This is a genomic window from Mesorhizobium sp. B2-3-12 (assembly GCF_006442205.1).
Lineage (GTDB): Bacteria > Pseudomonadota > Alphaproteobacteria > Rhizobiales > Rhizobiaceae > Mesorhizobium.
This window is the reverse complement of the sequence record NZ_VFVR01000006.1, coordinates 267,565-290,819: the sequence shown is the minus strand read 5'-3', so window position 1 is coordinate 290,819 and position 23,255 is coordinate 267,565. Positions and strand designations below refer to the sequence as shown.

Genomic DNA, 23,255 nt, shown 5'->3' with positions numbered 1-23,255 from the left:
GATGCACGCGATACATATGCGCGAGGCGGTGACGGCGTCTTCCCTTCTTCCACAAGGGGAGAAGGGCAGACCGCGCGTGGCCACCACAGTCGCAACCCTCTTCCTCTCCATCCTATTCCTGGTTCTGCCGGCGCTTGCCGCCCGCGCCATGGAGATCCAGTCCGTTACCTCGCCGAAGGGCGTCACGGCCTGGTTGGTGGAGGACTATTCCGTGCCGATCGTCGCCGTCCGTTTCGTCTTCGGCGGCGGTTCGACGCAGGACCCTCCCGGCAAGGAAGGTCTCGCCAATCTGATGACCGGTCTCTTCGACGAGGGTGCCGGTCCTCTCGATTCGGAAGCCTTCCAGATCAGGCTCGACGATGCCGGCGCCGAGATGAGCTTCGATGAGACCCGCGATGGCATCTACGGTTCCATGCGCATGCTGGCCGAACAGCGCGACGAGGCGTTCGACCTGTTGCGTCTGGCGGTCAACGAGCCGCGCTTCGACCAGGAGCCTATCGACCGCATCCGTGCCCAGGTCCTGTCGGGCATCATCGCCAACGAGAACGACCCCGACACGGTGGCGCAGAACCGGTGGGCGCGCGCCGTCTATGGCGACCACCCTTATTCGCGTTCGGACCAGGGCACCAGGCAAAGCATCGCCGCCATCTCGCAGGCCGATCTCAAGGCCCTGCACAAGGCTGTCTTCGCGCGCGGTGGCCTGCATATCGCGGTGGTCGGCGCCATCGACCCCGAGACGCTTGGCAAGAAGCTCGACATGGTGTTCGGCGACCTGCCGCAAAACCAGGCGCTCAGCCCCGTTGCCGATATCGAGCCCAAGCTGGCGCAGCACATCGAGGTCAATTACGACCTGCCGCAAACCTCGCTGCAACTCGCCTGGCCAGGCGTGAAGCGCAAGGCGGCGGATTTCTTCCCGGCCGTGCTGATGAACGAGATCCTCGGCGGCGGAACGTTCACCTCGCGCCTGTTCGAGGAGGTGCGTGAAAAGCGCGGTCTCGCCTACAGCGTCAATTCCTCGCTGGTCAACCAGGACCATGCCAACGCCCTGATCGTCACCACCGGGACGCGCTCGGATCGCGCGGCCGAGACGCTCGGCATCGTGCGCGACGTCGTCAGGCAGCTGGCCGAGGACGGGCCGACCGAGGCCGAACTGGCGGCGACCAAGAAATATCTGATCGGCGCCTATGCCATCAGCAATCTGGATTCGTCGAGTTCGATCGCCGCGACGCTGGTCGAACTGCAGCTCGACGACCTTGGCATCGACTACATGCAGCGCCGGGCCGGCTATATCAACGCGGTGACGATCGATGAGGTCAAGGCGGCGGCGAAGAAGCTGCTGACGACCGAACCGACCATCATGGTGGTCGGCCCCCCACTGGCGGGAGCCGGCAAGGGATGAGCCCGACCTTCGGCATAGCGTTCGGCGGCGGCGGCGCGCGTGGTCTGGCGCACATCCATGTCATCGAGGCGCTGGACGAGCTCGGCATCAAGCCGGTGGCGATAGCCGGCTCGTCGATCGGCGCCATCATGGGCGCCGGCATGGCCGCCGGCATGAGCGGCAAGGACATCCACGACTATGCCCGATCGATCCTCGGCCGCCGCGCCGAGGTGGCGAGCCGCATGTGGCGGGCGCGGCCGGGCACGATCGCCGAAGCCATGCAAAACGGCATCCGCGTCAGCCAGTTCAACGTCGAGCGCATCCTCAAGGCGTTTCTGCCCGAGGCCATTCCCGAGACCTTCGCCGAACTGAAAATCCCGCTGAAGGTGACGGCGACCGACTATTTCGGCCACAAGCTCGCCGTGTTCGACGATGGCGACCTGCACTCGGCCCTTGCCGCTTCGGCCGCCATTCCCGCCGTGTTCCGCCCGGTGACGCGCGACGGCAGGCTGCTGATCGACGGCGGCATCTACAACCCCGTGCCCTTCGACCTCATCGAGAACGATGCCGACATCATCATCGGCGTCGACGTCGTCGGCGCGCCGGAAGAGGCCGACCGCAAGCAGCCGACCTCCGTCGACCTGATGTTCGGCGCCACGCAATTGATGATGCAGTCGATCATCGCCAACAAGTTGAAACAGTGCCAGCCTGACATACTGGTCCGCCCGGCGGTGTCGAAATACCGCGTGCTCGATTTTATGAAGATCGACGCCCTGATGAGTGAGACGGCCGAGATCAAGGATGAGCTGAAGCGGCAGGTGGAGAGGGCGGTGGAGGCGCGAGAAGGCGTCGCCGTCAAGGGAAAGCGGCGGAAGAAGGCCGGGTAACGCTGGCGCTGACCAGCTTACGGCTTCGCAGCCAGAGGCGCATATTCGATCGCCACCACGCCGTTCGTGAAGGGGGCGGCTGAAATCAGCTTGAGCGGCACTTGTTCGCCCAGCGGGAAAAGCTGCTTGCCCTGGCCGACGGTGCCGGGGTAGCTGAGCAGCCTGATGCGGTCGACCAGACCGTGGCGCAGCAATTCCCGCGCGACGCTGAGGCTGCCATGCACATAGATGTTGCCACCGCTGCCGTGCTTCAGCGCCCTCACGGCTTCCGGCAAGGGACCTTTGAGCAACTCCGCCGGTTTCCAATCGAGCGCCTTCAGACTGGTCGAGGCGACATATTTCGGCAGCGCGTTGAACCGGTCGGCGAAATCTCCGGTTTCGCTCGGCCACGAGCCGGCAAAAATCTCATAGGTCGTGCGTCCCAAAAGCATGGCGCCGCTGTCGGCAAGCTCATCCTCCTTGAACCTGTTCATTTCATCGTTCCAGACAACGGCCGGAAGCCTCTCGACCTCGGCAACGCCGTCGACGCTGATGAATTCGGTGACGATAAGTTTTCTCATTGCGTTCTCCCTCTTCGCTCAAAGGACGAACCGTGCGCGCCTTTTGCTACGCTGCTTAAGAAATTATCGAGGACAATCTTGCCAGAGGAGGAATTTCTCCGGCCTACCGCATGCCGCCCGGAAGTGTCCTCGGTTCAGGGACAACGACATGCATAAATCGGAAGCTCACAGCGGGTCGAGCGATCCTATTCGCCGCGACATGCTGCAGTAGGCTCCCAAGACTGACTTTGGCGCGGCATGCCCCAGTGCGGTTGCCTATGGGGCCGTGCCGAAGCATCGGGCTAAAATGCGTTCCCGGTGAGGTTCGGAGCGTTGTTCGATCCTCGATCACGCCTCAGGAGCCGCCTCAGTCCTTCGCCCGCTCCACATACGACCCGTCGGCCGTCATCACCACCACGCGGGTGCCGGGCGCGATGTGGGGTGGCACGTTGGTGCGCACGCCGTTGGAAAGGACGGCCGGCTTGTAGGAGGACGACGCCGTCTGGCCCTTGGTCGTCGGCTCGGTCTCGACCACTTCGAAGGTGGCGCGCTGCGGCAGCACCAGGGCGATCGCGATGCCGTTGAACTGCGACACCTGTACCGGCATGCCTTCCTTCAGATAGGGAGCGGCGTCGCCGACCACGGCTTCCGACACCGCCACCTGGTCGTAGGTTTCCGGGTTCATGAAGTGATAGCCTTCGCCGTCGGCGTAGAGGAAGGTGTGCTCGCGCTCCTCGACATAGGCGCGCTCCACCTGCTCGGTGGTGCGGTAGCGTTCCGACACCTTCACCCCGTCGCCGATGCGGCGCATGTCGAGCTGCGTCACGGGCGTGCCCTTGCCTGGGTGGATGTTTTCGGCAAAGAGGATCACATAAAGCTTGCCGTCCTTGTCGACGACATTGCCTTTGCGGAGCGAACTGGCGATGACTTTCACCACGGTTTTAAATCCTGCGAGAGTTGACGGGCGTTTGCCGGCTTGCGCGGCGCTGGATGGGGGCCTAGCGCATCTTGGCGCGAACCGCCAGCCCCCTCGGCGAACCGAAGCGCGCTGATGACCGCTGCTTCGCCCTGGTGGACGCCGCATGTCCACGCCGACCGCCGCCCGCGCCTGATGCTGCGCAACAAGCTGACGGCCGCCTTGCGCGACTGGTTCGCCCGCCACGACTTCATCGAGGTGGAAGCGGCGGCGCTGCAGGTTTCGCCCGGCAACGAGGCGCATCTGGCGGCTTTCGCCACCGAAGTGATCGGGCCCGATGGCGCCCATTCGCCGCTCTATCTCCACACCTCGCCGGAATTCGCCTGCAAGAAACTGCTTGCGGCCGGCGAACGGCGCATTTTCAGCCTGGGCGCCGTCTACCGCAACCGTGAGCGCGGTCCCTTGCATCATCCCGAATTCACCATGCTCGAATGGTACCGGGTGGGCGAGACCTATGAGAGCCTGATGCGCGATTGCACCGATCTGCTGGCGCTGGCCGCGACGAGGGCAGGGGCCACGCGCTTCTCTTTCCGGGGCCGCGTCTGCGATCCGTTCGCCGAACCGGAGCGGTTGACCGTGGCGGACGCCTTCACGCGCCATGCCGGCATCGATCTGCTGGCCACGGTCGCCGCCGATGGCGGCACCGACCGGGACGCGCTTCATGCTGCCTTGATCCAGGCCGGCCTGCGCACGGCGTCTGACGACAGCTGGGCGGATTTGTTCAGCCGAGTGCTGGTGGAAAAGATCGAGCCGTTCCTCGGGCAGCGGCGGGCGACCATCCTGTGCGAATATCCGGTCGCCGAGGCGGCGCTCGCCCGGCCGAGTCCCAGGGATCCGCGCGTCGCCGAACGTTTCGAACTTTATTGCTGCGGTGTCGAGCTCGCCAACGGCTTTGGCGAACTGACCGACGCGGCCGAGCAGCGCCGGCGCTTCATCATCGAGATGGACGAGAAGGAGCGGATCTATGGCGAGCGCTATCCGCTCGACGAGGATTTTCTGGCCGCCCTTGCCGTCATGCCGCAAGCCAGCGGCATCGCGCTTGGGTTCGACCGGCTGGCGATGCTGGCGACCGGAGCACACAAGATCGAGGATGTGATCTGGACGCCGGTCGCGACATCATGAGGACAGGTCGCTGCGGCCTCTATCGCCTCAATGCGCGAAAACCTGCTCCAGTGAACGAAAACCCTTGAATTCCAGGGCGTTGCCCGAGGGGTCGCGAATGAAGAGCGTGGCCTGTTCGCCGGGCTCGCCCTTGAAACGGACCATCGGCCGCTCCAGCCAGTCGATGTCGTCGCGCGCTTCCAGCCGCGCCGCCAGGCGCTGCCAGTCGTCCATCAACAGCACGGCGCCGAAATGCGGGATCGGCACCAAAATGCCGTCGACCTTGCCGTCGCTGGCGGCTTGCGCGGCCCGCGGCCGCAGATGCGCCGACATCTGGTGGCCATAAAGGTCGAAATCCACCCAGGTCGCCGAGGAGCGGCCAATCGCGCAGCCCAGCACCTCGCCATAGAAAGTTCGGGTTTCATCGAGATCACGGACCGGAAAGGCAAGATGGAAAGGCGTCATGGCGAAGGCTCCAGATAGGCAACAGCTGCGACGTCCGCTCTTCGCGGCCGCTTCGATGGCGATTGGGTCGCGGCATCCTGATTGCCCTTCTGCCATTGCACAAGCGGCACTGGAACAATAGATGGTGCGACAGCATCCGCCTTGCGAACAGGCTGAAGAAACAGGATCAAGTGCATGACCGACAAGCTCGATGCCGCGAAATTGACGGACCGCGTCGCGGCCCTCGTCGAGGCCGCCAAACGTGCCGGCGCCGATGCCGCGGACGCCGTCGCGGTGCGCGGCCGCTCGACCGGCGTTTCGGTGCGGCTTGGCAAGGTCGAAAATACCGAAGCCTCGGAGGGTGATGACGTTTCGCTGCGGGTCTTCGTCGGCCAGCGCGTGGCCAGCGTGTCGGCCACCGCCGCGTCCGATCCGAAGGCGCTTGCCGAGCGCGCCGTCGCCATGGCCAAGGTGTCTCCCGAGGATCCCTATCAGGGTCTTGCAGATCCCGCGCTGCTCGTCAGGCAGACGCGCGATCTGGACCTGTTCGATGCGACCGAGGTTTCGGCCGACGCGTTGAAGGAAGCAGCCCTTGCGGCCGAAGCGGCGGCTCTCGCCGTCAAGGGCGTGACCAATTCGGCCGGCAGCAGTGCCAGTGCCGGGCTGGGTGGGCTGGTCCTGGCCACTTCGCACGGTTTTCTCGGCCACTATGTCGCCTCGCGCTTTTCGCGCTCGGCCAGCGTGATCGCCGGCGAGGGTACCGGCATGGAGCGCGACTATGAATTCTCCTCGCGCCAGCATTTCGCCGATCTCGACGCGCCGCAGGATATCGGCCGCATGGCCGGCGAACGGGCCGTGCGCCGCCTTGGCGCGCGCAAGGCGGCGACCGGACCGGTCGACGTTGTGTTCGATCCGCGCGTGGCGCGCGGCATTGCCGGCCATCTCGCCGGGGCCATCAACGGCGCGTCGGTCGCGCGAAAAACCTCGTTCCTGCGCGACATGATGGGCAAGCAGGTGGCAGCTGCCGCAATCACCGTCACCGACGAGCCGCTGCGGCGCCGTGGCCAGGCCTCGCGCCCATTCGATGGCGAGGGCGTCGAGGGCGAGAAGCTGTTGATGGTCGAAAAGGGTGTACTCAACCACTGGTTCCTGTCGACATCGGCGGCCCGGGAACTCGGGCTCGTCACCAACGGCCGCGGCGCGCGCGGCGGCTCCTCCGTCTCGCCGTCGTCGACAAACCTTGCCATCGAGGCGGGCGAACGCTCGCCGCAGGATCTGATCGGCTCGCTCAAGACCGGCTTCTATGTCACCGAGGTGTTTGGCCAGGGCGTCGACATGGTCACCGGCGAGTACAGCCGCGGCGCCTCCGGTTTCTGGATCGAAAATGGCGCGCTTGCCTATTCGGTCGCCGAAGTCACCATCGCCTCGAACCTAAAGACGATGTTCCTCAACATGGTGCCGGGCAATGACCTCGACCGCAATTTCGGCACCGCCGCCCCGACGCTCCTGATCGAAGGCATGACCCTTGCCGGAGCATGACCTGACCAACGCGGGCGCGGCTCTGGACCTGCCGCTGCTGCGCGACGCCGCCCGCGAGGCGGGTCTTATCGCCATGCGCTACTTCGGCAACAATCCGCAGGTCTGGATGAAGGGCGGCACCTCGCCGGTCAGCGAAGCCGATCATGCCGCCGACGCGTATCTGCGCCAGACGCTGCTTGCGGCACGGCCGGATTATGGCTGGCTGTCGGAAGAGACCGCCGACGATCCGGCACGGCTTTCGGCGCGCCGTACCTTTGTCGTCGATCCGATCGACGGCACGCGCGGCTTCCTCGAAGGCCAGCGCGCCTGGTGCGTCAGTGTGGCCGTTGTCGAGAACGGCCGCACGCTCGCCGGCGTGCTCGAATGCCCGGCGATGGACGAGACCTATTCCGCGTTGCCCGGCCAGGGCGCATTCCGCAACGGCAAACGCATCGCGGTGCGCAAGCTCGGGGACAGGCCTGAGATTTCCGGCCTGAAGCAGTTGATCGACCTGATGCCGGCCGGCTGGCAGCAGCGGCTGGTGCGAGCGCCGTACAGCCCTTCGCTCGCCTATCGTCTGGCGATGATCGCCAACGGCACGCTCGACGGCACCTTCGTCAAGCCGAACGCGCATGACTGGGACATTGCCGCCGTCGATCTCATCCTGCGTGAGGCCGGCGGCCAATTGCTCGACCCGCAAGGCCATGCGCCGCTCTATGCCGGCGAGGTGACCCGCCATGGCGCGCTCGCAGCCGGCAGCGGAGAACTGCTGGCGGTGCTTGTCGATGTCATCGCCGGGCTGGATGCCTGAAAGCATTTTCAAAGGTTCCAAAGTCGGCGGCTTTGGTCTAGACCTGTCACAAACTCACAATATGTGAAGGATGGACATGGCCGCGGAAGACGGAAAGAAACAGCTTTTGCATCTGGTGTTCGGCGGCGAACTGAAGAAGCTTGGCGGCACGGAGTTCCGCGATCTCGACGCGCTCGACATCGTCGGCGTCTATCCCGACTATCAATCCGCGCACACGGCGTGGAAAGCCAAGGCGCAAGCCAGCGTGGACAATGCCCATATGCGCTATTTCGTCGTTCATCTGCACCGTCTGCTGGACCCCGATAGCAAGGTCGCCGGTTGACTTCGATGGAGAATGACCTGGCGAAAGAGCCAGCCAGCGACGCCGTGCCGACGAGCAGGGGCGGCAGCCGCAAGACCAAGGCATTCTGGCGCAGGGTTCGCGAACCGCTCGCGCAGTCCCGATTCGTCAAGAACGCCATTGCCAGCCTGCTCGCGCAGTTCGTGCGGCTGGTGCGCCTGACCAGCCCCCTGGTCGCCGGATCGGCGCGCTTCTCGGGAGGCAGCTACGCCGAGTTCGAGCCCGGCATCATCGCCCTGTGGCATGGCCAGCACCTTTTGACGCCAGCCTATTATCCCAAGCGCAAGCCGCTGGTCGCCATGGTGTCGCGCAGCGCCGATGCCGAGCTCAACGCGCTGATGCTGGAGAAATTTGGCATCGAGGCGGTGCGCGGTTCGGGTGGGCGCGACAATGCCAGGCATCTCGATAAGGGCGGCGCCAAGGCGCTCATCGCCCTCAAAAAGTCGCTCACCGCAGGCAAGAACGTCGCCATGATCGCAGACATCCCCCACGGTACGCCGCGCGATGCAGGGCTTGGCATCGTTCTCCTGGCGCGCCTCTCCGGCCGGCCGCTGCTGCCTGTCGCCATTGCCACCAGCCGCCGCAAGGTGCTGGAGAAGAGCTGGGACAAGACCACGATCAACCTGCCCTTCGGCCGCTCCGCGGTGACCATCGGCGCGCCGATCTTCGTGGCGGCGGACGCCGACGATGCCGAAATGGAGCGCAAGCGCCAGGAAGTGACGGCCGCCCTCAACGCCGCGACCGCCGAGGCCTATCGTCTCGTGGATGGTCCGCAATGAGCGGTCGCTGGGCCCGCACCATGCTGTCGGCATATCGTTTTGCCGGCGCGGCCGCCTATCCGCTGGTCGGCCCCTATGTTGCCTGGCGCACCTCGCGCGGCAAGGAAGACCGCAATCGCCGGCGCGAGCGCTACGGCGTCGCTGGCCGGCCGCGCCCCGAGGGGCCGGTCATCTGGATCCATGCCGCGAGCGTCGGCGAGACCTTGGCCGTCGTGCCGCTGGTCGAAAGCATCCTCGACTACGGCGTCAACATCGTGCTGACGACAGGAACGGTGACCTCGGCCCAGGTCGTCGACGAGCGGCTCGGCGACCGCATCATCCACCAATATGTGCCGCTCGATCTGAAGCCCGCGGTCAGCCGCTTCCTCGATCACTGGAAACCCGATCTGGCGATCATCGCCGAATCCGAGATCTGGCCGATGACCATCCTCGAACTCGGTGCCCGCCACGTGCCGCAGGTGCTGGTCAATGGCAGGCTGTCCGACCGCTCCTTCACATCGTGGAAGAAGCGGGCCAACATCGCCGAGGCGCTGTTCGAAAACCTTGCTCATGTCGTTGCCCAGTCCGATGTCGACGGCGAGCGTTTTCGCGCGCTCGGCGCCCGGCCGGTCACGGTGTCGGGCAATCTCAAGGTCGACACCAACCCGCCGCCGGTCGACGACCGCGCTCTCGGCACTTTGCAGCGGCAGATCGGAGATCGCCCGACCTGGGCGGCGATCTCGACCCATGACGGCGAGGAAGTGGTCGCCGCGGAAGTCCACGCGACGCTGCACAAGCGCCACCACGGCCTGCTGACGATCGTCGTTCCGCGCCATCCCGATCGGGCCGAAGCCCTTGCCGCGCAGATTTCCGGCATGGGCCTGAAGGTCGCGCGGCGCAGCAAGGGCGACCGCATCGGGCCTGACACCGATATCCTGCTCGGCGACACGATCGGCGAGATGGGCTTATACCTCAGGTTGACCGAAATCGCTTTCGTCGGCCGCTCGCTGACCTCCGAGGGCGGGCAGAACCCGCTCGAGCCGGCCATGCTCGACACCGCGGTTCTTGCCGGGCGCAACGTGCAGAATTTTCGCGAGGCCTATCAGCGCCTGCTCGACAGCGGCGGGGCCAAGCTGGTGCGCGACCGCGACATGCTGGCTGGCGCCGTCAATTTCCTCCTGACCAACGAAGTGGCGCGCCACGAGATGATGGCGGCGGGAATCGCCACCGTCGATGAGATGCGCGGCGCGCTCGCACGCACGCTCAAATCGCTCGAACCCTATATCCAGCCGCTGGTGGTCAAGGCGCGCCTGAAGGGCGCCAACGGGCGCTAAAATGGCCTCCGAAGCACCGCCATTCTGGTGGGAAGAGCCGGACTGGAAGGTCCTGGCGCTGTCGCCGCTGTCGGCTATCTATGCGCTTGCCGCCGGCCGCAGCATGCGCCGGGCCAGGCGCGAGAAGATCGAAGCGCCGGTTCTGTGCGTCGGCAATTTCACCGTTGGCGGCACCGGCAAGACGCCGGTTGCGATCGCACTCGCCCAGCAGGCCAAGCGCATGCGGCTGAAGCCCGGTTTCCTGTCGCGCGGCCATGGCGGTTCCTTCGCCGAGCCGCATGTCGTCGACATCGACCACGACAGCGCCAGGCATGTCGGCGACGAACCGCTGCTGCTGGCCGAACATGCTCCGGTGGCGGTGACGCCCAATCGTGCCGCCGGCGCCCGGCTCTTGCTGGAAAAACACGGTTGCGATTTCCTGATCATGGACGACGGCTTCCAGAGCGCGCGCATCCACATCGATTACGCGCTGGTCGTGGTCGATGCCCGCTACGGCATCGGCAATGGCCGCGTCATCCCGGGCGGTCCGCTCAGGGCCAAAATCGTCGACCAGCTGGTCTTCACCAGCGGGCTGCTGAAGATGGGCGAGGGCACGGCCGCCGACGCCGTGGTCCGCCAGGCGGCGCGTGCCGGCCGGCCGATCTTCGAGGCCCACACGGAACCGAGCGGCAAGGCCGGGCTTGCCGGAAAGCGGTTTCTGGCCTTTGCCGGTATCGGTCATCCCGAAAAATTCTTCGACACCCTGCGTGGCGCCGGCGGCGAGGTGGTCCTATCCAAGCCCTTTCCGGACCATCACTTCTACGCCGAGGACGAGCTTGCCGAACTGGCCGCGACGGCGAGCGACGAAGGGCTCGGGCTGATCACCACCGCCAAGGACGCCGCCCGGCTACGTCACGGTGCCTCAAAAGACTTCCTCGACGGTCTCGACGTGCTGGAAATCGACACTGTGTTCGAACTCGACCACGTGCCCGAACGCATCATCGAGGAGACGCTCGACGCCTGGCGGCAGCGCAAGTTGAGAGGCTAACCCCGCTTGCGCAACTCCGGATGCACCTCGATTTCACGGCGCAGCGAAGCCGTGGCGCTCACGTAGGGCTCCTGCCTGGCGACGCTCCAGTATTTCAGCTCATCCAGTGGAATGCTCTCGCCGGTCACGGCGCAGCGTACGAACGCGCCGGGGCTGGTGACCTGGAAATCGCCATCGAGATAGCGGATGCGGGCTTCCTTGCCGCCGGGGCCTTCGAAACGGTTCATCATGCAATGGCACTTGAGTTCATCGGGATTCAATCGCCATAAATCGTGGGCAAGGTCAAGCTTGGCGCAATGCTCATGTAATATTGCCCTATGGCACAATGGTTGTCAGGAAGCGCCATGGACATCGCCAATGCAAGCATGCCGCCTTTGCTGAGAGAAGCGCTCACGCCCCAGCCGGTGCCTTCGCCCAAGGCCGATCCGGCGACCACCGCACTGGTCAAGGCGCTCGTCCAGCCGCCAGCGCCGGCGATGGTGCAATCGGCGCAGTTCGCCACCCAGGCGCTGCAAGGCTCGCTGCCGCGCCCGGCCGCTCAAACCGCGCAACGCCTGTCGTCCTCGGAGATCGAGGACGCTTACCGGGCCGTCATGGAACCTGACGCCGCCACCCACAATGCACCGGGACGAGCGTCGAGGGGTGGGGCAGGGACGGACGCGGATCAGGCTTCGCGCGGCTTCGTCCCGCCGCCGACGACGGCCACCGACAGCACGCCCAAGCTGGGAGCGGGGCCGGCCCTGTCCACATTCTCGCCGGCCGTCGCTTCCGCGGCGGTGCTGGTCGCGGCCAATGCCAACGCGCCGCGACCGCGCGGCGCCTCCAGCCGCCCGGCGGGCCATGCCCCACGATCCGAGCCAGCTCCGCCGTCGCTGTGGACGATATCGATCGTGACCGCCATCGTCTCGGCCGTGACCACCACGATCGTGCTTTTGCTGTTCCGTTAAGCAGGGTTTCACGCAATTCCCGACAGGGAACCGCCACGCATTTCCCTCGGGGAATCGCACTGGAGTGCATATGTCCTGAAAGCGGGCCGGCGATTGCCGACCCCTTCAAAACTAATCATCATCCTGCAGGAAAGCGTCCAGCCTGGCCGACGCAAGCCCGGCCTGTTCGGCAATGCGCCTGGCGAGATCGGCGGCGGCCGCGCGCGGCCGGCCGACCGGACGATCCAGCCAATAGGAAACCGGATTGAGCGCCGTGCGAGCGTCGACGGCGACGAGGCGCCCCGACTGTATCTGGTGTTCGGTGAGCGGCGGTCGCGCCAGCGCGATGCCGAGGCCGTGCGCGGCGGCATCGAGCACCAGATTATAGTCCTCGAAGCGGCGATCTTGCGGACGCGGCCGGTAGTCCATGTCCTGCGCGGCGAACCAGGCGCGCCACCCCGAAGCGTCGGAATCGTTGATCAGCGGGAATTTGAGCAGCCTTGCCGGGTCGCCACCGCCGATCTCTCGTGCCAGGCCCGGCGAGGCGATGGGGAAGAGATGTTCCTCGAACAGCTGCACCGAGACGCGGCCCGGGATGCGGCCGCGGCCGCAGCGGACGGACAGATCGATGCCTTCGTCGGCGAGATCGGCCTGGCGATTGTCGACGTCGAGCACGATGCGCAGGCGGGTAGGATCATTCTCCAGCGCTGCCATGCGTGGCATCAGCCACAGGCCGCTCACCGATGGAATTGAGGCCAGGCGCACCACGGCGGTGCCGCGCGGTTCCACCCACCGGTCCGAATTGACCGAGATCAGGGCGAAGGCTTCGGTGGTCCTGAGATGCAGGCGATTGCCTTCGTTGGTCAGCGTCACGCCGCGCGCGCCGCGCTCGAAAACCTTCAGGCCAAGCCAGTCCTCGAGCTTGGCGATCTGCCGGCTGACGGCGCCATGGGTGAGGTTGAGTTTTTCCGCGGCGGCCGAAAAGCTTCCCGTGCGCGCCGCAGCGTCGAAGGCGCGCAACGTTTCCAGCGGCAGCAGACTGTTTAAGCTGTGATCCATACTCACAGGTGACCCTCGATTTGGTCGTTTGTCAATTGATCGGGAAAGGCGTTTTCTGCTTCTCGAACCTGAAGAATCCGAGGGCAGCGAGATGAGCGCGATGACCACCACGTCGAATCCGACACAGCGGATGGATACCACGGCCGCCATCGCGGTGGCGCTGACGGTGATCGGCTGGGCCTCGGCCTTCCCGGCGATCCGGGCCGGGCTCGCCGCCTTCCAGCCGCTGGAACTTGGCGCCCTGCGCTTTGCCATCGCCGCCGTGCCCGCGGCGATCTACCTTGCCGTCAAGCGCCCGGCGCTGCCCAGGATCGGCGATTTGTGGCGCCTCGCCTTCGGCGGCGCCATCTTCGTGGCGCTCTACACGGCCATGCTCAATTTCGGTGAGCTGACGGTTTCGGCCGGAGCCGCCGGCTTCATCATCAATGTCAGCCCGATCTTCACCGCCATCATGGCGATGGCGGTGCTTGGCGAGCGGTTCTCCGGTCTGGCCTGGATCGGCACCGCCATTTCCTTCGCCGGTATCGGCATCATTGCGGTCGCCGACGGCAATGGCCTGCATTTCAACGCTGGCGCGCTGCTGGTGCTGGGGTCGGCGCTGTGCTCCGCCGTCAACACCATCGTCCAGAAGCCGCTGTTTGCCCGCCACCATCCGCTGACCATCGCGGCGTCCAACATGGTGCTCGGCGCGCTCTGCCTGGCGCCTTTCCTGCCCGCCGCTCTGCAGCAAGCGGCTGTCGCCGACACCGCCGGCCTCGGCGCCGTCATCTATCTCGGCATCGTGCCGAGCCTGATCGCTTATGCGGCATGGGCGACTGCCCTGTCGCGCCTCCCGGCGGCGCGTGCATCGAACTTCTTGTACCTGGTCTCGCCGATGTCGGCGCTGATCGGCTTCTTCTGGCTGGGCGAAGTGCCGACTCTGCTCGGAATCCTCGGCGGCGCGCTGGCGCTGGGCGGCGTCATCGTGGTGAATTTGAAGCGATAAATCATAGAGTTGGGGTCGTTTGTCGACTCAGAATGATAAGTGGCGTTCCTTGGGCCTGTGATGCAGGCATCAGCCAGGCTATCTTGCCGGCCTTGATGGGGGAACGCGATGGGAAGAGGCTTTGTAGCCGTGGTTTTCTGCTTGCTGATGCTGAGCGGGAAAGCAGTCGCGGGCTGGTATCAGGTGGAGAACTACGAAGGCTCCATCGGAAAAAATCCGGTCCATCTCTCCCTGCAGAGGTACGACAGCTTCGGCAGTGGCATTACCGTCGAGGGAAGCTACTTCTACGATGCCAAGCAAAGCCCCATCGCGATCTACGGCAAGGCCGACGGTGCCAGAGTGACGCTTTGTGAGATCGCGGACGACAAGGAGTTTGAACGCGTGCTGGTGATGGGGTCGAAGACACCGGTCGACACCACCGGGTGCCCGTTCTCCCTAGATGTCGGCAAAGACGGCGCGACCGGAAGCTGGAGCAAGGAGGCGGACACCTATCCCGTCAACCTTCGAAAAGTCGCGAGCCTCGACGATACGGGCGAGGGCAAGATCGAAGGAATCGTCGAAATTCCGTTCTGGGCTCAGACCGCGCGTGAGAGATTCGCCGGCGTTTACACCAACACCAGCCTCGGCCTTTGCATGGCGAAGCTGCAGGTCATCAAAAAGCGCGGCGGGAAGGTCGTTCAGGAAATCGCCTTCAAGGATGACGACGCATGCAGTGCCGGCATGCTGATGACGCCCATCTACATGAACGTCCAGAAATGGGTCGAGGGGGGCAAGGACGTTGTCTCGGTGAATTTTCGAGGCGGTGGCGCTGGCTATTCCAGAGATTACGTTTTCTCTCACAGGTTCAAGGACTATCGCCTGTTGGTTAATTGAGCTTATTGCGTGACTGGACTTTGTATTCACCGCCGCCCGAACAGCCGCTCGATGTCCGCCAGCTTGAGCTCGATATAGGTTGGGCGGCCGTGGTTGCAGGTGCCGGAGCCCGGCGTCGCTTCCATCTGGCGCAGCAGCGCGTTCATCTCCTCGGCCTTGAGCAGCCGGCCTGACCGGACCGAACCATGGCAGGCCATGGTCCCCGCGATCTTGTCCAGCCGCTCCTTCAGCGTTTCGACCGTGTCGTTGTCGGCGATCTCGTCGGCGAGGTCGCGCACAAGTTGACCGACATTGGTCTCGCCCAGCATCGACGGCGTCTCGCGCACGGCAACCGCGCCCGGGCCGAAACGCTCGATGCCGAGGCCGAAGCGTGCGAGCGTTTCGGAATGCATGGCGAGCCGTTCGGCGTCCTCTTCCGGCAGGTCGATGATCTCGGGCAGAAGCAGCATTTGCGAGGGCACCGGCCGCGAATGCAGGGCGTTCTTCAGCGCTTCATAGACCAGCCGCTCATGCGCCGCGTGCTGGTCGACGATGACGAGCGAATCCCGGGTCTGGGCGACGATGTAGTTCTCGTGCACCTGCGCGCGCGCGGCCCCCAGCACCGCGCCAAGCAGCGTCTCGGTTGCCTCATTCTGCCCCGCACGCGCATCGGCGCTGGCAAGCGGGCCGGCATCGAACGCCGCCTGGTCGCTTTCGCCGAAGCCGCCGGTTCCTGCGTTGCCGCGTTCAAAGCCGGCACCGTCGAATTGCATGTCGAGCGGCCGCTGCGACGAGCGCGAAGGGTCGAAGCCCGTCGGGCCGGACGCACGGAAAGCCGCGTCGTAGCTGCGATGGCCATTTGTCGGGCCGCCATGACCATAGGAGGCCGCGCCTGGGCGGAACGCAGCCATCATGCCGGCCGCTCCCGTGGTGGCGGAGCGGATGCCGGCCTCTGCCAATGCCTGCCGGATCGCGCCGACGATCAGCCCGCGCACGAGGCCCGGATCGCGGAAGCGGACATCGGCCTTGGCCGGATGGACGTTGACGTCGACGATCGCCGGGTCGAGCATCAGGAACAGCACCGTCACCGCGTGGCGGTCGCGCGGCAGGACATCGGCAAAGGCGCCGCGAATAGCCCCGGCGATCAGCTTGTCGCGCACCGGGCGGCCGTTGACATAGGCATATTGCTGCAGTGCGTTGGCGCGGGTGAAGGACGGGATCGACACATGGCCGGTCAGATGCACGCCTTCGCGCATGGCATCGATGGCAATGGAATTGTCGGGAAAGTCGGCGCCCATCACCTGCGCGACGCGGCGCAGGCTGCCCTCCGCGCTGCCCTCGGTCGCCGGCAGTTCCAGCGTCGTGCGGTCGGATCCGGCCAGCGTGAAACGCACCGTGGGGAAGGCGATGGCGATGCGCTTGACCACGTCGCTGATGGCCGAGCTTTCGGCGCGTTCGCCCTTCATGAATTTCAGCCGTGCCGGCGTGGCGAAGAACAGGTCGCGCACCTCCACCGTGGTGCCGCGATTGGCGGCCGCCGGCTTGACGGGCAGGACGCGACCGCCCTCGATGCCGATCTCGGCGGCGCTGTCGCCGGAAGCCGTGCGCGAGCGGATCGACAGCCGCGACACCGAGCCGATCGACGGCAGTGCCTCGCCACGAAAACCGAGCGAGCGGATGTCGTTGATGTCCTCGGTGAGCTTGGAGGTGCAATGGCGCGCGATGGCCAGCGCCAATTCCCGTTCTGGAATGCCGGAACCGTCATCGGTGACGCGGATCAGGTTCAGCCCGCCGCCCGATGTGACGACCTCCACCTTGCTTGCGCCGGCATCGAGCGCGTTCTCGACCAGTTCCTTGACCACGCTCGCCGGACGCTCGATGACTTCGCCGGCGGCGATCTGGTTGATCATCGTTTCGGAAAGCTGGCGGATGGGCATGACGACAGTATAGGCGGATTCGTATCGTGCGGGCGAGGGCGAACTGCGGCCGAAACAATGAAACGACTCTACGCCTGCGCCACCAGCCAATCCCTGACCTTGCGGGCATTCTCGCTCAATTCCCGGTTCTTCGGCCACACGACATAGAAGGCCTTGCCGGTTTTGAGCACGTGACTGGTCACCGGCACCAGCAGGCCCGTCGCCAGCAGCCGTTCCGCGAGATGGCGCCAGCCGAGCGCAATGCCTTGTCCTTCCATGACGCCCTGGATCACCAGGCCATAGTCATTGATGCGCAGGCCGCGCGCCGTATCGTCGAGCCGACCTCCGGCCGATCGGAACCATTCGTCCCAGCTGGCGGCTTCGCGATAGGGTTCCTCGAGGTGAATGAGACGGTGCCTTGCCAGTTCCTCGACGCTGCCCGGCGTGCCAACTTTTGCGAGATAGCTGGCGCTGGCGACCGGAAAGATCTCCTCGTCGGCCAAGGGCAGCGAAAAATAATCCGGCCATTCCCGCGGCTCACCGCCGCGCACGGCAAGCGGGATGCCCTCGGCGATGATGTCGAGATCACGGTCGGCGGTCTGGATGCGCAGGTCGATGCCCGGCAATTCGTCGCGGAACTGCTGCAGGCGCGGCATCATCCAGAACGAGCCGAAAGCGGTCGAGGCGGCAAGCGTCACATGGCCGCCGGTCGCCTGCAGGCGCAAATCCTCGGCGGATTTGCGAATATGCGACAGGCCGAGCGAGACATCCGCGTGGAACCGCTCGCCGGCTTCCGTCAGGCTGACCTGCCGGTGGCGGCGCTGAAACAGCTTGGCGCCGAGCTGTTCTTCAAGCCCGCGCACCGCGTAGGAGACGGCCGCCTGCGTCATCCCGAGCTCGCGCCCGGCCGCTGTGAAACTCGACAGCCGGCCGGCCGCCTCGAAGACGATCAGGCTGCCGGCGGAGGGCAGGAGGTGGCGCAGGCTTCGCATAAGCAGAGCTTATACAAGAGATCAGGATTTTCCAGCGTCACAGCCATATTTCGCCTCGCTAACTTGGCTGGAACGGACGCTTGGAGGTCTCATGAACGCACCCGCCGCCGAACTGACCGAACCGACCCATCGCCGGGGTGGCGGCCGCCTCGGGCGCAAGGCGCTTCGTGGCGCTCCGATCGCTTCGTTTCCCACGCTGGTTCGCCAGATTCCGGTCTATGAGATCGTTCCCGATGAGGCGGTGGAACTGATCCACGAGGAGTCGGTCAAGATCCTCGAAGAAGTGGGCTGCGAATTCCGCGACGACGGCGCCATCGAGCTTTGGAAGGCGGCTGGCGCCGATGTGAGGGAAACGCGCGTGCGTATCGACCGCGCACTGCTGATGGAGCTCGTCTCGAAAGTTCCATCGGAATTCACGCTCAACGCGCGCAATCCCGAACGCACGGTCCGCGTCGGCGGCAAGAACTCGATCTTCGTGCCGATGTACGGCGCGCCCTATATCCGTGACCTCGATAACAACAGGCGCTACGGCACGCTTGCCGACCTCAACAATTTCCACAAGCTCGCCTACATGGCGCCGGCGCTGCATTCCTCGAGCTCGGTCATCTGCGAGCCGATGGAAATCGCCGTGCCGAAGCGGCATCTGCACATCATCCATTCGGCGCTGAAACATTCCGACAAGCCGTTCATGGGCATCGTGACGTCGAAGGAGCGCGCCGAGGATACGATGGCGATGGCTGCGATCGTCTTCGGCGAGGAATTCGTGAGAGAGAACCCGGTGCTGGTGGCGATCACAAACTGCAATTCGCCGCTGGTCTGGGACGCCACCATGATCGATGCGATGCGGGTCTATGCGAGCCACAACCAGCCGCTGATCCTGGCGCCGTTCGCGCTCTGCGGCGCATCGACCTCGGCCTCCGCCGTCGGCGCGGTGGCGCAGGTCAATGCCGAGGCGCTCGCGGGCGTGGCCCTGACCCAGCTCATCCGCCCGGGCTCCCCGCAAATCTACGGCCAGTTCATGGTCACGGTCGACATGAAGACCGGCGCGCCGATGGGCGGTACGCCGGAGGCCGCGCAGATGATGTATCTGATGGGCGCGCTGGCGCGGAAATACAAACTGCCGTGGCGTACCTCCGGCTTCCATGTCGGCTCGAAGCTCAACGATGCCCAGGCCGGCTATGAGGCGAACATGCTGATGCATGCCGCCATTCTCTCCGGCGCCAATTATATCTGGCACTCAGCCGGATGGCTGGAGGCGGGTCTCACCTGCGGTTACTCGAAATTCGCCACCGACTGCGAACAGCTTGTCGGCTGGTACAAATATGCCGGGGGCCTGCCTTTCGACGATTTCAAGGAAGCGATGGCGGCGATCCGCGAGGTCGGGCCGCAGGGCCATTTCCTCGGCACGCAGCACACGCTCGAGCATTTCGAGAAGGCTTTCTTCATGCCGAGCATCATGGACTTCAACTCCTACGAACAGTGGAACGCCGAAGGGGCGAAGGACCATGACACGCGCGGCCGCGAGAAGGCGCGCAACATGCTCGCCGACTATGAGGAGCCGAAGCTCGACGAGGGCATCGCCGACGGTCTCAAGGATTTGATCGCGCGCCGCGAGGAGAAATTGCCCGACAGCGTTAGTTGAAAAACAACAGACAAAGACCTCACGGGAACAACAAGGGGAGAATGACATGACGGTTTTCAGAAGCAACGGCGATCGTGTGCCGCCCGCTATCGAAGCGATGGCGACGGAGGCGCGTGCGGGCCGCATCGACCGGCGCGAATTCCTGGCGCTGGCCAGCGCCTTTGGCGCATCGACGGCTTTGGCCTACGCCATGATCGGTCTCGCCGCGCCACGACAGGCCCTTGCCGAGGAGCCGAAGAAAGGTGGAACGCTGCACGTCTCGATGGCGGTCAAGGCGCAGAAGGATCCACGCACGTACGACTGGGTGGAGCTGGCCAACATATCGCGCAGCTGGCTGGAGCCGCTGGTGCGCTACACCAAGCAGTTCACCTTCGAGCCGGTGCTGCTCGAAAGCTGGGACATCAACGACGACGCCACCGAATACACGCTGCATGTGCGCAAGGGCGTCACCTGGAACAATGGCGACGCTTTCAATGCAGATGACGTGGTGCACAATGTGACGCGCTGGTGCGAGAAGGGCGTCGCCGGCAACTCCATGGCGGCGCGCGTCGGTGCGCTGATCGATGCCAAAACCGGCAAGGCCAGGGACGGCGCCATCACCAAGGTCGACGACAACACGGTCAAGCTGAAGCTCTCGGAGCCAGACATTTCGCTCATTCCAAACTTCACCGATTATCCGGCACTCGTCGTGCACCGCAATTTCGACGCCGATGGCGCCGATCCGATCAAGAAGCCGATCGGCACGGGACCGTTTGAGCTGGTGTCGTATGACGTCGGCCAGAAGGCTGTGGTCAAGCGCCGCGAGAACGGCAAATGGTGGGGTGGCGAAGCGCCGCTCGACGGCGTCGAATTCATCGACTACGGCACCGACTTCAACGCCACGGTCAACGCGTTCGATTCCGGTGAGATCGACCTCAACTTTGAGAGCCCCGCCGACTTCATCGACATTCTCGACAAGATGGGGCTGCAGAAATCGGAGGTCGCGACCGCGACCACGCTGGTTGCCCGCACCAACATCACCCACAAGCCTTATGACGACCAGCGCGTTCGCAATGCCTTGCAAATGGCCGTCGACAACAATGCCGTCTTGCAGCTCGGTTACAATGGGCGCGGCACCGTCGGTGAGAACCACCATGTCAGCCCGATCCATCCTGAATATTATCCGTTGCCCAAGAAGGAGCGCGATGCCGCCGGCGCCAAGAAGCTGATGGCGGACGCCGGCCAGGCCGACTTCGAGCACGAGCTGATCACCATCGAGGATGACTGGCAGAAGAACACTGGCGACGCGATCGCCGGCCAGTTGCGTGACGCCGGCATCAAGGTCAAGCGCACGGTGCTGCCGGGCTCGACCTTCTGGAACGACTGGACGAAATATCCCTATTCGATGACCATCTGGTACATGCGCCCCCTCGGCGTCCAGGTGCTGGCGCTGGGCTACCGCACCGGCGAGGCCTGGAATGAATCGGCCTATTCCAATCCCGATTTCGACGCCAAGCTCAAGCAGGCGCTGTCGCTGATCGACGTCGCCAAGCGCAAGGAGGTGATGAAGGATGTCGAGCAGATCCTGCAGGACTCCGGCGTCATCATCCAGCCGTTCTGGCAAAAGCTCTACAGCCACACCAACAAGAAGGTGAAGAACTACGGCGTTCACCAGACCTTCGAAATGGATCTCCAGAACGTCTGGCTGGACGCCTGACACCCGAAGTCCAGCCACACAGCGCCGGCGCCCGTGCGCCGGCGCAATGCCGCCGATGAGGGAGAGAATTCGCATGTCCGGCCGGGTCTTCAAGCGTCTGTTCGAACCGGCCACCTTGCGCGGCAAAACATTGCGCAACAGGATCGTGTTTGGAGCCCATACCGCCAATATGGCCGAGGACGGCCTGCCGACCGAACGCCATGTCGGCTACTACGCCGAACGCGCGATAGGCGGCGCGGCCATGGTCGTGGTCGAGCCGATGCCGGTGCATCAGGCCGCGGTACTGACGCGCGGCAACTTTCGGCCTTCCGACGACAGCGTCATCCCGCATTTTCGCAAGGTGACCGAGGCCATCCGCGGCAACGGCGCCGTCGCCATCCAGCAGCTCTACCATGTCGGCCAGCACGCCGACGCCGACAATTCGTTCCATGCCGGTTGGTCACCTTCCGGCCTGCCGAGCTACCACGACTCCGACGGTTCGCATCGGATGTCCGAGCGCCAGATCGAAGAAACGATCGAGGGCTTTGTCCAGGCGGCGCGCCGCTGCCGTGAGGCAGGCTTCGACGGCGTCGAGGTCTGGGCGGCCTACCATTCGATGCTGGACCAGTTCTGGACGCCCTGGTCGAACCGCCGGGACGACCGATGGGGCGGCAGCCTTGAAAACCGCACCCGGATGAGCCGCGAGGTGATGACCCGGATTCGCCGGGAATGCGGCGACGATTTCATCGTCGGTCTTGCGATCAACGACGAGCCGGAAGTCGAAGTGGCGCTCAAGCGCGAAGCACTGGCCGAGATAGTCGACCTCCACGACCGCGATGCCTTGATGGACTATGTCACCTGCGGAACGGGTTCCTACTTCGATTTCTACAAGATCATCCCGACCTTTGTTTATCCCGAGAAGCTCGGTGCCGACCTGGCGGCCGTCCTCAAATCCACCGTGCGTCACGCGTTGATCACTGCCGAAAGCCATATCCGCACCCCCGAGAACGCCGAGAGCGTGCTGAGCGAAGGCCGCGCCGATCTCGTTTCCATCGTGCGCGGCCAGATCGCCGATCCGCATTTGGCGGCAAAGGCTGCCGACGGGCGGCCGCAGGACATTCGCGGCTGTCTGTCCTGCAACCAGATGTGCTGGGGCCGGCGCAGCCGCGACTACTGGATCAGCTGCGTCATCAATCCCTCCGCGGGGCGGGAATGGGAGTGGGGCGGCGATCGCTTTGCTCCGGCCGCCCAGCCGAAACGCGTGCTGGTCGTCGGCGGCGGCCCAGCCGGCCTCGAAGCGGCGCGCGCCGCGGCCGAGCATGGACACCGCGTCACGCTGGCCGAGGCTTCCGACCGGCTCGGCGGGCAGTTCCGTCTCGCCGGCTTGCAGCCGCGCCGCGCCCAGATCCTGGATCTGATCGACTGGTACCAGCGTCAGCTCGGCCAGCTTCAGGTCGACATCCGCTACGGGCAGTATGTCGAAGCCGACGATGTCGAGCGCGAGGGCGTCGATCACGTCATCGTCGCGACCGGCTCGATGCCGCCAGACGGCGCTTTCCAACGGGCCTTGCCGCAGTGGGAAACGATTCCAGGCGGCGGCCCGGTTTTCTCCGCCGAAGCGGTGATGGCAAGGGAAGCGCGGCCGGGCAAACGTGTGCTTGTGCTGGACGACGGCGGCAATTGGAAAGGCTGCGGCACCGCCTGGAAACTCGCCGAGGACGGGCACAATGTGACGCTTGTGACCCCGGACGCCCTGGTTGGCAAAGAGTTGCAGCGAATGGCCGTCGACGCGCCGCTGCGTCGGGCGCTTGCCAAGCTCAACGTGCGGTTCGTCACCGAGAGCGCCGTTGTTGAATGGGATGGCAAGGCGGCCCGGGTCGCTTCCCTGCTCGACGGAACCGAGCAGGTGATCGAAGCCGATGCGCTGGTCTTCGCCACGACGAATATGGCGGCCGACATGCTGTCCGTCGAACTCGAAAGGCGCGGCATCGCACACACTTCGATCGGTGATTGCACCGCTTCCAGACAGGCGGCTTTCGCCATCCACGACGGACGCAAGGCAGCCCTTGGTCTTTGATTGCGAGGCCTTTCCCGG

At 64.9% G+C, this 23,255-nt stretch carries 22 protein-coding genes; 15 read left to right on the top strand and 7 right to left on the bottom strand.

What is annotated here, in order from left to right; all coding sequences use genetic code 11:
* Positions 1–16: 16 nt before the first annotated feature.
* Both FJ948_RS19250 and FJ948_RS19245 read left to right on the top strand, forming a co-directional pair.
* Positions 17–1,399, top strand: a complete 1,383-nt coding sequence (locus tag FJ948_RS19250; RefSeq protein WP_246677556.1) for a pitrilysin family protein — start codon at positions 17–19, stop codon at positions 1,397–1,399.
* Positions 1,396–2,265: a patatin-like phospholipase family protein gene (locus FJ948_RS19245; protein WP_140707104.1), complete on the top strand. Its 870-nt coding sequence runs from the start codon at positions 1,396–1,398 to the stop codon at positions 2,263–2,265. Before FJ948_RS19250 ends, FJ948_RS19245 begins: the two co-directional genes overlap by 4 nt.
* A gap of 17 nt (positions 2,266–2,282) precedes the next feature.
* On the opposite strand, the gene FJ948_RS19240 is transcribed toward FJ948_RS19245, so the two are convergent.
* Positions 2,283–2,825: a dihydrofolate reductase family protein gene (locus FJ948_RS19240; protein ID WP_140707102.1), complete on the bottom strand. Its 543-nt coding sequence runs from the start codon at positions 2,823–2,825 to the stop codon at positions 2,283–2,285.
* 346 nt (positions 2,826–3,171) lie between these two features.
* Entirely contained in the window at positions 3,172–3,741 is a 570-nt protein-coding gene (gene efp, locus FJ948_RS19235) for an elongation factor P (RefSeq protein WP_140707100.1), read from the bottom strand.
* A gap of 114 nt (positions 3,742–3,855) precedes the next feature.
* On the opposite strand from efp, the gene epmA reads away from it, so the two are divergent.
* The gene (gene epmA, locus FJ948_RS19230; protein ID WP_140707098.1) at positions 3,856–4,902 is read left to right on the top strand and encodes an EF-P lysine aminoacylase EpmA; all 1,047 of its coding nucleotides are present in this window, start codon (positions 3,856–3,858) and stop codon (positions 4,900–4,902) included.
* Positions 4,903–4,929: 27 nt separating this feature from the next.
* Here epmA and FJ948_RS19225 read toward each other — a convergent pair whose 3' ends face one another.
* The gene (locus FJ948_RS19225) at positions 4,930–5,346 is read right to left on the bottom strand and encodes a VOC family protein (protein WP_140707096.1); all 417 of its coding nucleotides are present in this window, start codon (positions 5,344–5,346) and stop codon (positions 4,930–4,932) included.
* Positions 5,347–5,520: 174 nt separating this feature from the next.
* On the opposite strand from FJ948_RS19225, the gene FJ948_RS19220 reads away from it, so the two are divergent.
* The 6 genes from FJ948_RS19220 (at position 5,521) to lpxK (ending at position 11,113) form a co-directional block, all read left to right on the top strand.
* Positions 5,521–6,864 (top strand): TldD/PmbA family protein, encoded by a 1,344-nt coding sequence (locus tag FJ948_RS19220; RefSeq protein ID WP_140707094.1) that lies wholly within the window; start codon positions 5,521–5,523, stop codon positions 6,862–6,864.
* Complete coding sequence (locus FJ948_RS19215) at positions 6,851–7,654, top strand: 3'(2'),5'-bisphosphate nucleotidase CysQ (RefSeq protein ID WP_140707092.1); 804 nt, start codon at positions 6,851–6,853, stop codon at positions 7,652–7,654. The genes FJ948_RS19220 and FJ948_RS19215 overlap by 14 nt, the downstream gene beginning before the upstream one ends.
* 76 nt (positions 7,655–7,730) lie before the next feature.
* Positions 7,731–7,976, top strand: coding sequence for a DUF4170 domain-containing protein (locus FJ948_RS19210; RefSeq protein WP_140707090.1), 246 nt, complete (start codon positions 7,731–7,733; stop codon positions 7,974–7,976).
* A 5-nt stretch (positions 7,977–7,981) separates the two neighbouring features.
* Positions 7,982–8,773: a lysophospholipid acyltransferase family protein gene (locus tag FJ948_RS19205; protein WP_140707088.1), complete on the top strand. Its 792-nt coding sequence runs from the start codon at positions 7,982–7,984 to the stop codon at positions 8,771–8,773.
* A complete protein-coding gene (gene waaA, locus FJ948_RS19200; RefSeq protein WP_140707086.1) occupies positions 8,770–10,086 on the top strand; it encodes a lipid IV(A) 3-deoxy-D-manno-octulosonic acid transferase in 1,317 nt (438 codons plus the stop codon). Before FJ948_RS19205 ends, waaA begins: the two co-directional genes overlap by 4 nt.
* Position 10,087: 1 nt before the next feature.
* Positions 10,088–11,113, top strand: a complete 1,026-nt coding sequence (lpxK, locus tag FJ948_RS19195) for a tetraacyldisaccharide 4'-kinase (RefSeq protein WP_140707084.1) — start codon at positions 10,088–10,090, stop codon at positions 11,111–11,113.
* Here the strand turns inward: lpxK and FJ948_RS19190 are convergent.
* Positions 11,110–11,343 carry a DUF2093 domain-containing protein gene (locus tag FJ948_RS19190; RefSeq protein WP_140707082.1) on the bottom strand — a complete coding sequence of 78 codons (234 nt, stop codon included), beginning with the start codon at positions 11,341–11,343 and terminating at the stop codon, positions 11,110–11,112. The two genes, lpxK and FJ948_RS19190, sit on opposite strands and share 4 nt — an antisense overlap.
* Positions 11,344–11,457: 114 nt before the next feature.
* On the opposite strand from FJ948_RS19190, the gene FJ948_RS19185 reads away from it, so the two are divergent.
* Entirely contained in the window at positions 11,458–12,060 is a 603-nt protein-coding gene (locus FJ948_RS19185) for a hypothetical protein (protein ID WP_140707080.1), read from the top strand.
* A 111-nt stretch (positions 12,061–12,171) separates the two neighbouring features.
* Here the strand turns inward: FJ948_RS19185 and FJ948_RS19180 are convergent, their stop codons facing one another.
* Positions 12,172–13,098, bottom strand: a complete 927-nt coding sequence (locus FJ948_RS19180; protein WP_140707078.1) for a LysR substrate-binding domain-containing protein — start codon at positions 13,096–13,098, stop codon at positions 12,172–12,174.
* A gap of 91 nt (positions 13,099–13,189) precedes the next feature.
* Here FJ948_RS19180 and FJ948_RS19175 point away from each other — a divergent pair, with 91 nt between their 5' ends.
* Positions 13,190–14,083, top strand: coding sequence for an EamA family transporter (locus tag FJ948_RS19175; protein ID WP_140707076.1), 894 nt, complete (start codon positions 13,190–13,192; stop codon positions 14,081–14,083).
* 141 nt (positions 14,084–14,224) lie between these two features.
* The gene (locus tag FJ948_RS19170; RefSeq protein ID WP_140707074.1) at positions 14,225–14,956 is read left to right on the top strand and encodes a hypothetical protein; all 732 of its coding nucleotides are present in this window, start codon (positions 14,225–14,227) and stop codon (positions 14,954–14,956) included.
* 26 nt (positions 14,957–14,982) lie between these two features.
* On the opposite strand, the gene mutL is transcribed toward FJ948_RS19170, so the two are convergent.
* Together mutL and FJ948_RS19160 are read right to left on the bottom strand one after the other, a co-directional pair.
* A complete protein-coding gene (gene mutL / locus FJ948_RS19165; RefSeq protein WP_140707072.1) occupies positions 14,983–16,872 on the bottom strand; it encodes a DNA mismatch repair endonuclease MutL in 1,890 nt (629 codons plus the stop codon).
* A gap of 68 nt (positions 16,873–16,940) precedes the next feature.
* A complete protein-coding gene (locus FJ948_RS19160) occupies positions 16,941–17,843 on the bottom strand; it encodes a LysR substrate-binding domain-containing protein (protein ID WP_140707070.1) in 903 nt (300 codons plus the stop codon).
* A 91-nt stretch (positions 17,844–17,934) separates the two neighbouring features.
* Between FJ948_RS19160 and FJ948_RS19155 the strand changes: the two genes are divergently transcribed.
* The 3 genes from FJ948_RS19155 (at position 17,935) to FJ948_RS19145 (ending at position 23,237) form a co-directional block, all read left to right on the top strand.
* A complete protein-coding gene (locus tag FJ948_RS19155; protein ID WP_140707068.1) occupies positions 17,935–19,485 on the top strand; it encodes a trimethylamine methyltransferase family protein in 1,551 nt (516 codons plus the stop codon).
* A gap of 46 nt (positions 19,486–19,531) precedes the next feature.
* Positions 19,532–21,181, top strand: coding sequence for an ABC transporter substrate-binding protein (locus tag FJ948_RS19150; protein ID WP_140707066.1), 1,650 nt, complete (start codon positions 19,532–19,534; stop codon positions 21,179–21,181).
* 73 nt (positions 21,182–21,254) lie between these two features.
* Positions 21,255–23,237: an FAD-dependent oxidoreductase gene (locus tag FJ948_RS19145; protein ID WP_140707064.1), complete on the top strand. Its 1,983-nt coding sequence runs from the start codon at positions 21,255–21,257 to the stop codon at positions 23,235–23,237.
* Positions 23,238–23,255 lie beyond the last annotated feature (18 nt).

Coding starts and splice junctions, on each gene's coding strand:
- FJ948_RS19190 (WP_140707082.1), bottom strand. CDS start 11,343: ATGATGAACCGTTTCGAAGGCCCCGGCGGCAAGGAAGCCCGCATCCGC.
- FJ948_RS19210 (WP_140707090.1), top strand. CDS start 7,731: ATGGCCGCGGAAGACGGAAAGAAACAGCTTTTGCATCTGGTGTTCGGC.
- FJ948_RS19150 (WP_140707066.1), top strand. CDS start 19,532: ATGACGGTTTTCAGAAGCAACGGCGATCGTGTGCCGCCCGCTATCGAA.
- FJ948_RS19180 (WP_140707078.1), bottom strand. CDS start 13,098: ATGGATCACAGCTTAAACAGTCTGCTGCCGCTGGAAACGTTGCGCGCC.
- FJ948_RS19185 (WP_140707080.1), top strand. CDS start 11,458: ATGGACATCGCCAATGCAAGCATGCCGCCTTTGCTGAGAGAAGCGCTC.
- FJ948_RS19205 (WP_140707088.1), top strand. CDS start 7,982: ATGGAGAATGACCTGGCGAAAGAGCCAGCCAGCGACGCCGTGCCGACG.
- lpxK (WP_140707084.1), top strand. CDS start 10,088: ATGGCCTCCGAAGCACCGCCATTCTGGTGGGAAGAGCCGGACTGGAAG.
- FJ948_RS19250 (WP_246677556.1), top strand. CDS start 17: ATGCGCGAGGCGGTGACGGCGTCTTCCCTTCTTCCACAAGGGGAGAAG.
- waaA (WP_140707086.1), top strand. CDS start 8,770: ATGAGCGGTCGCTGGGCCCGCACCATGCTGTCGGCATATCGTTTTGCC.
- FJ948_RS19160 (WP_140707070.1), bottom strand. CDS start 17,843: ATGCGAAGCCTGCGCCACCTCCTGCCCTCCGCCGGCAGCCTGATCGTC.
- FJ948_RS19225 (WP_140707096.1), bottom strand. CDS start 5,346: ATGACGCCTTTCCATCTTGCCTTTCCGGTCCGTGATCTCGATGAAACC.
- FJ948_RS19155 (WP_140707068.1), top strand. CDS start 17,935: ATGAACGCACCCGCCGCCGAACTGACCGAACCGACCCATCGCCGGGGT.
- FJ948_RS19145 (WP_140707064.1), top strand. CDS start 21,255: ATGTCCGGCCGGGTCTTCAAGCGTCTGTTCGAACCGGCCACCTTGCGC.
- FJ948_RS19220 (WP_140707094.1), top strand. CDS start 5,521: ATGACCGACAAGCTCGATGCCGCGAAATTGACGGACCGCGTCGCGGCC.
- FJ948_RS19240 (WP_140707102.1), bottom strand. CDS start 2,825: ATGAGAAAACTTATCGTCACCGAATTCATCAGCGTCGACGGCGTTGCC.
- mutL (WP_140707072.1), bottom strand. CDS start 16,872: ATGCCCATCCGCCAGCTTTCCGAAACGATGATCAACCAGATCGCCGCC.
- epmA (WP_140707098.1), top strand. CDS start 3,856: ATGACCGCTGCTTCGCCCTGGTGGACGCCGCATGTCCACGCCGACCGC.
- FJ948_RS19175 (WP_140707076.1), top strand. CDS start 13,190: ATGAGCGCGATGACCACCACGTCGAATCCGACACAGCGGATGGATACC.
- FJ948_RS19245 (WP_140707104.1), top strand. CDS start 1,396: ATGAGCCCGACCTTCGGCATAGCGTTCGGCGGCGGCGGCGCGCGTGGT.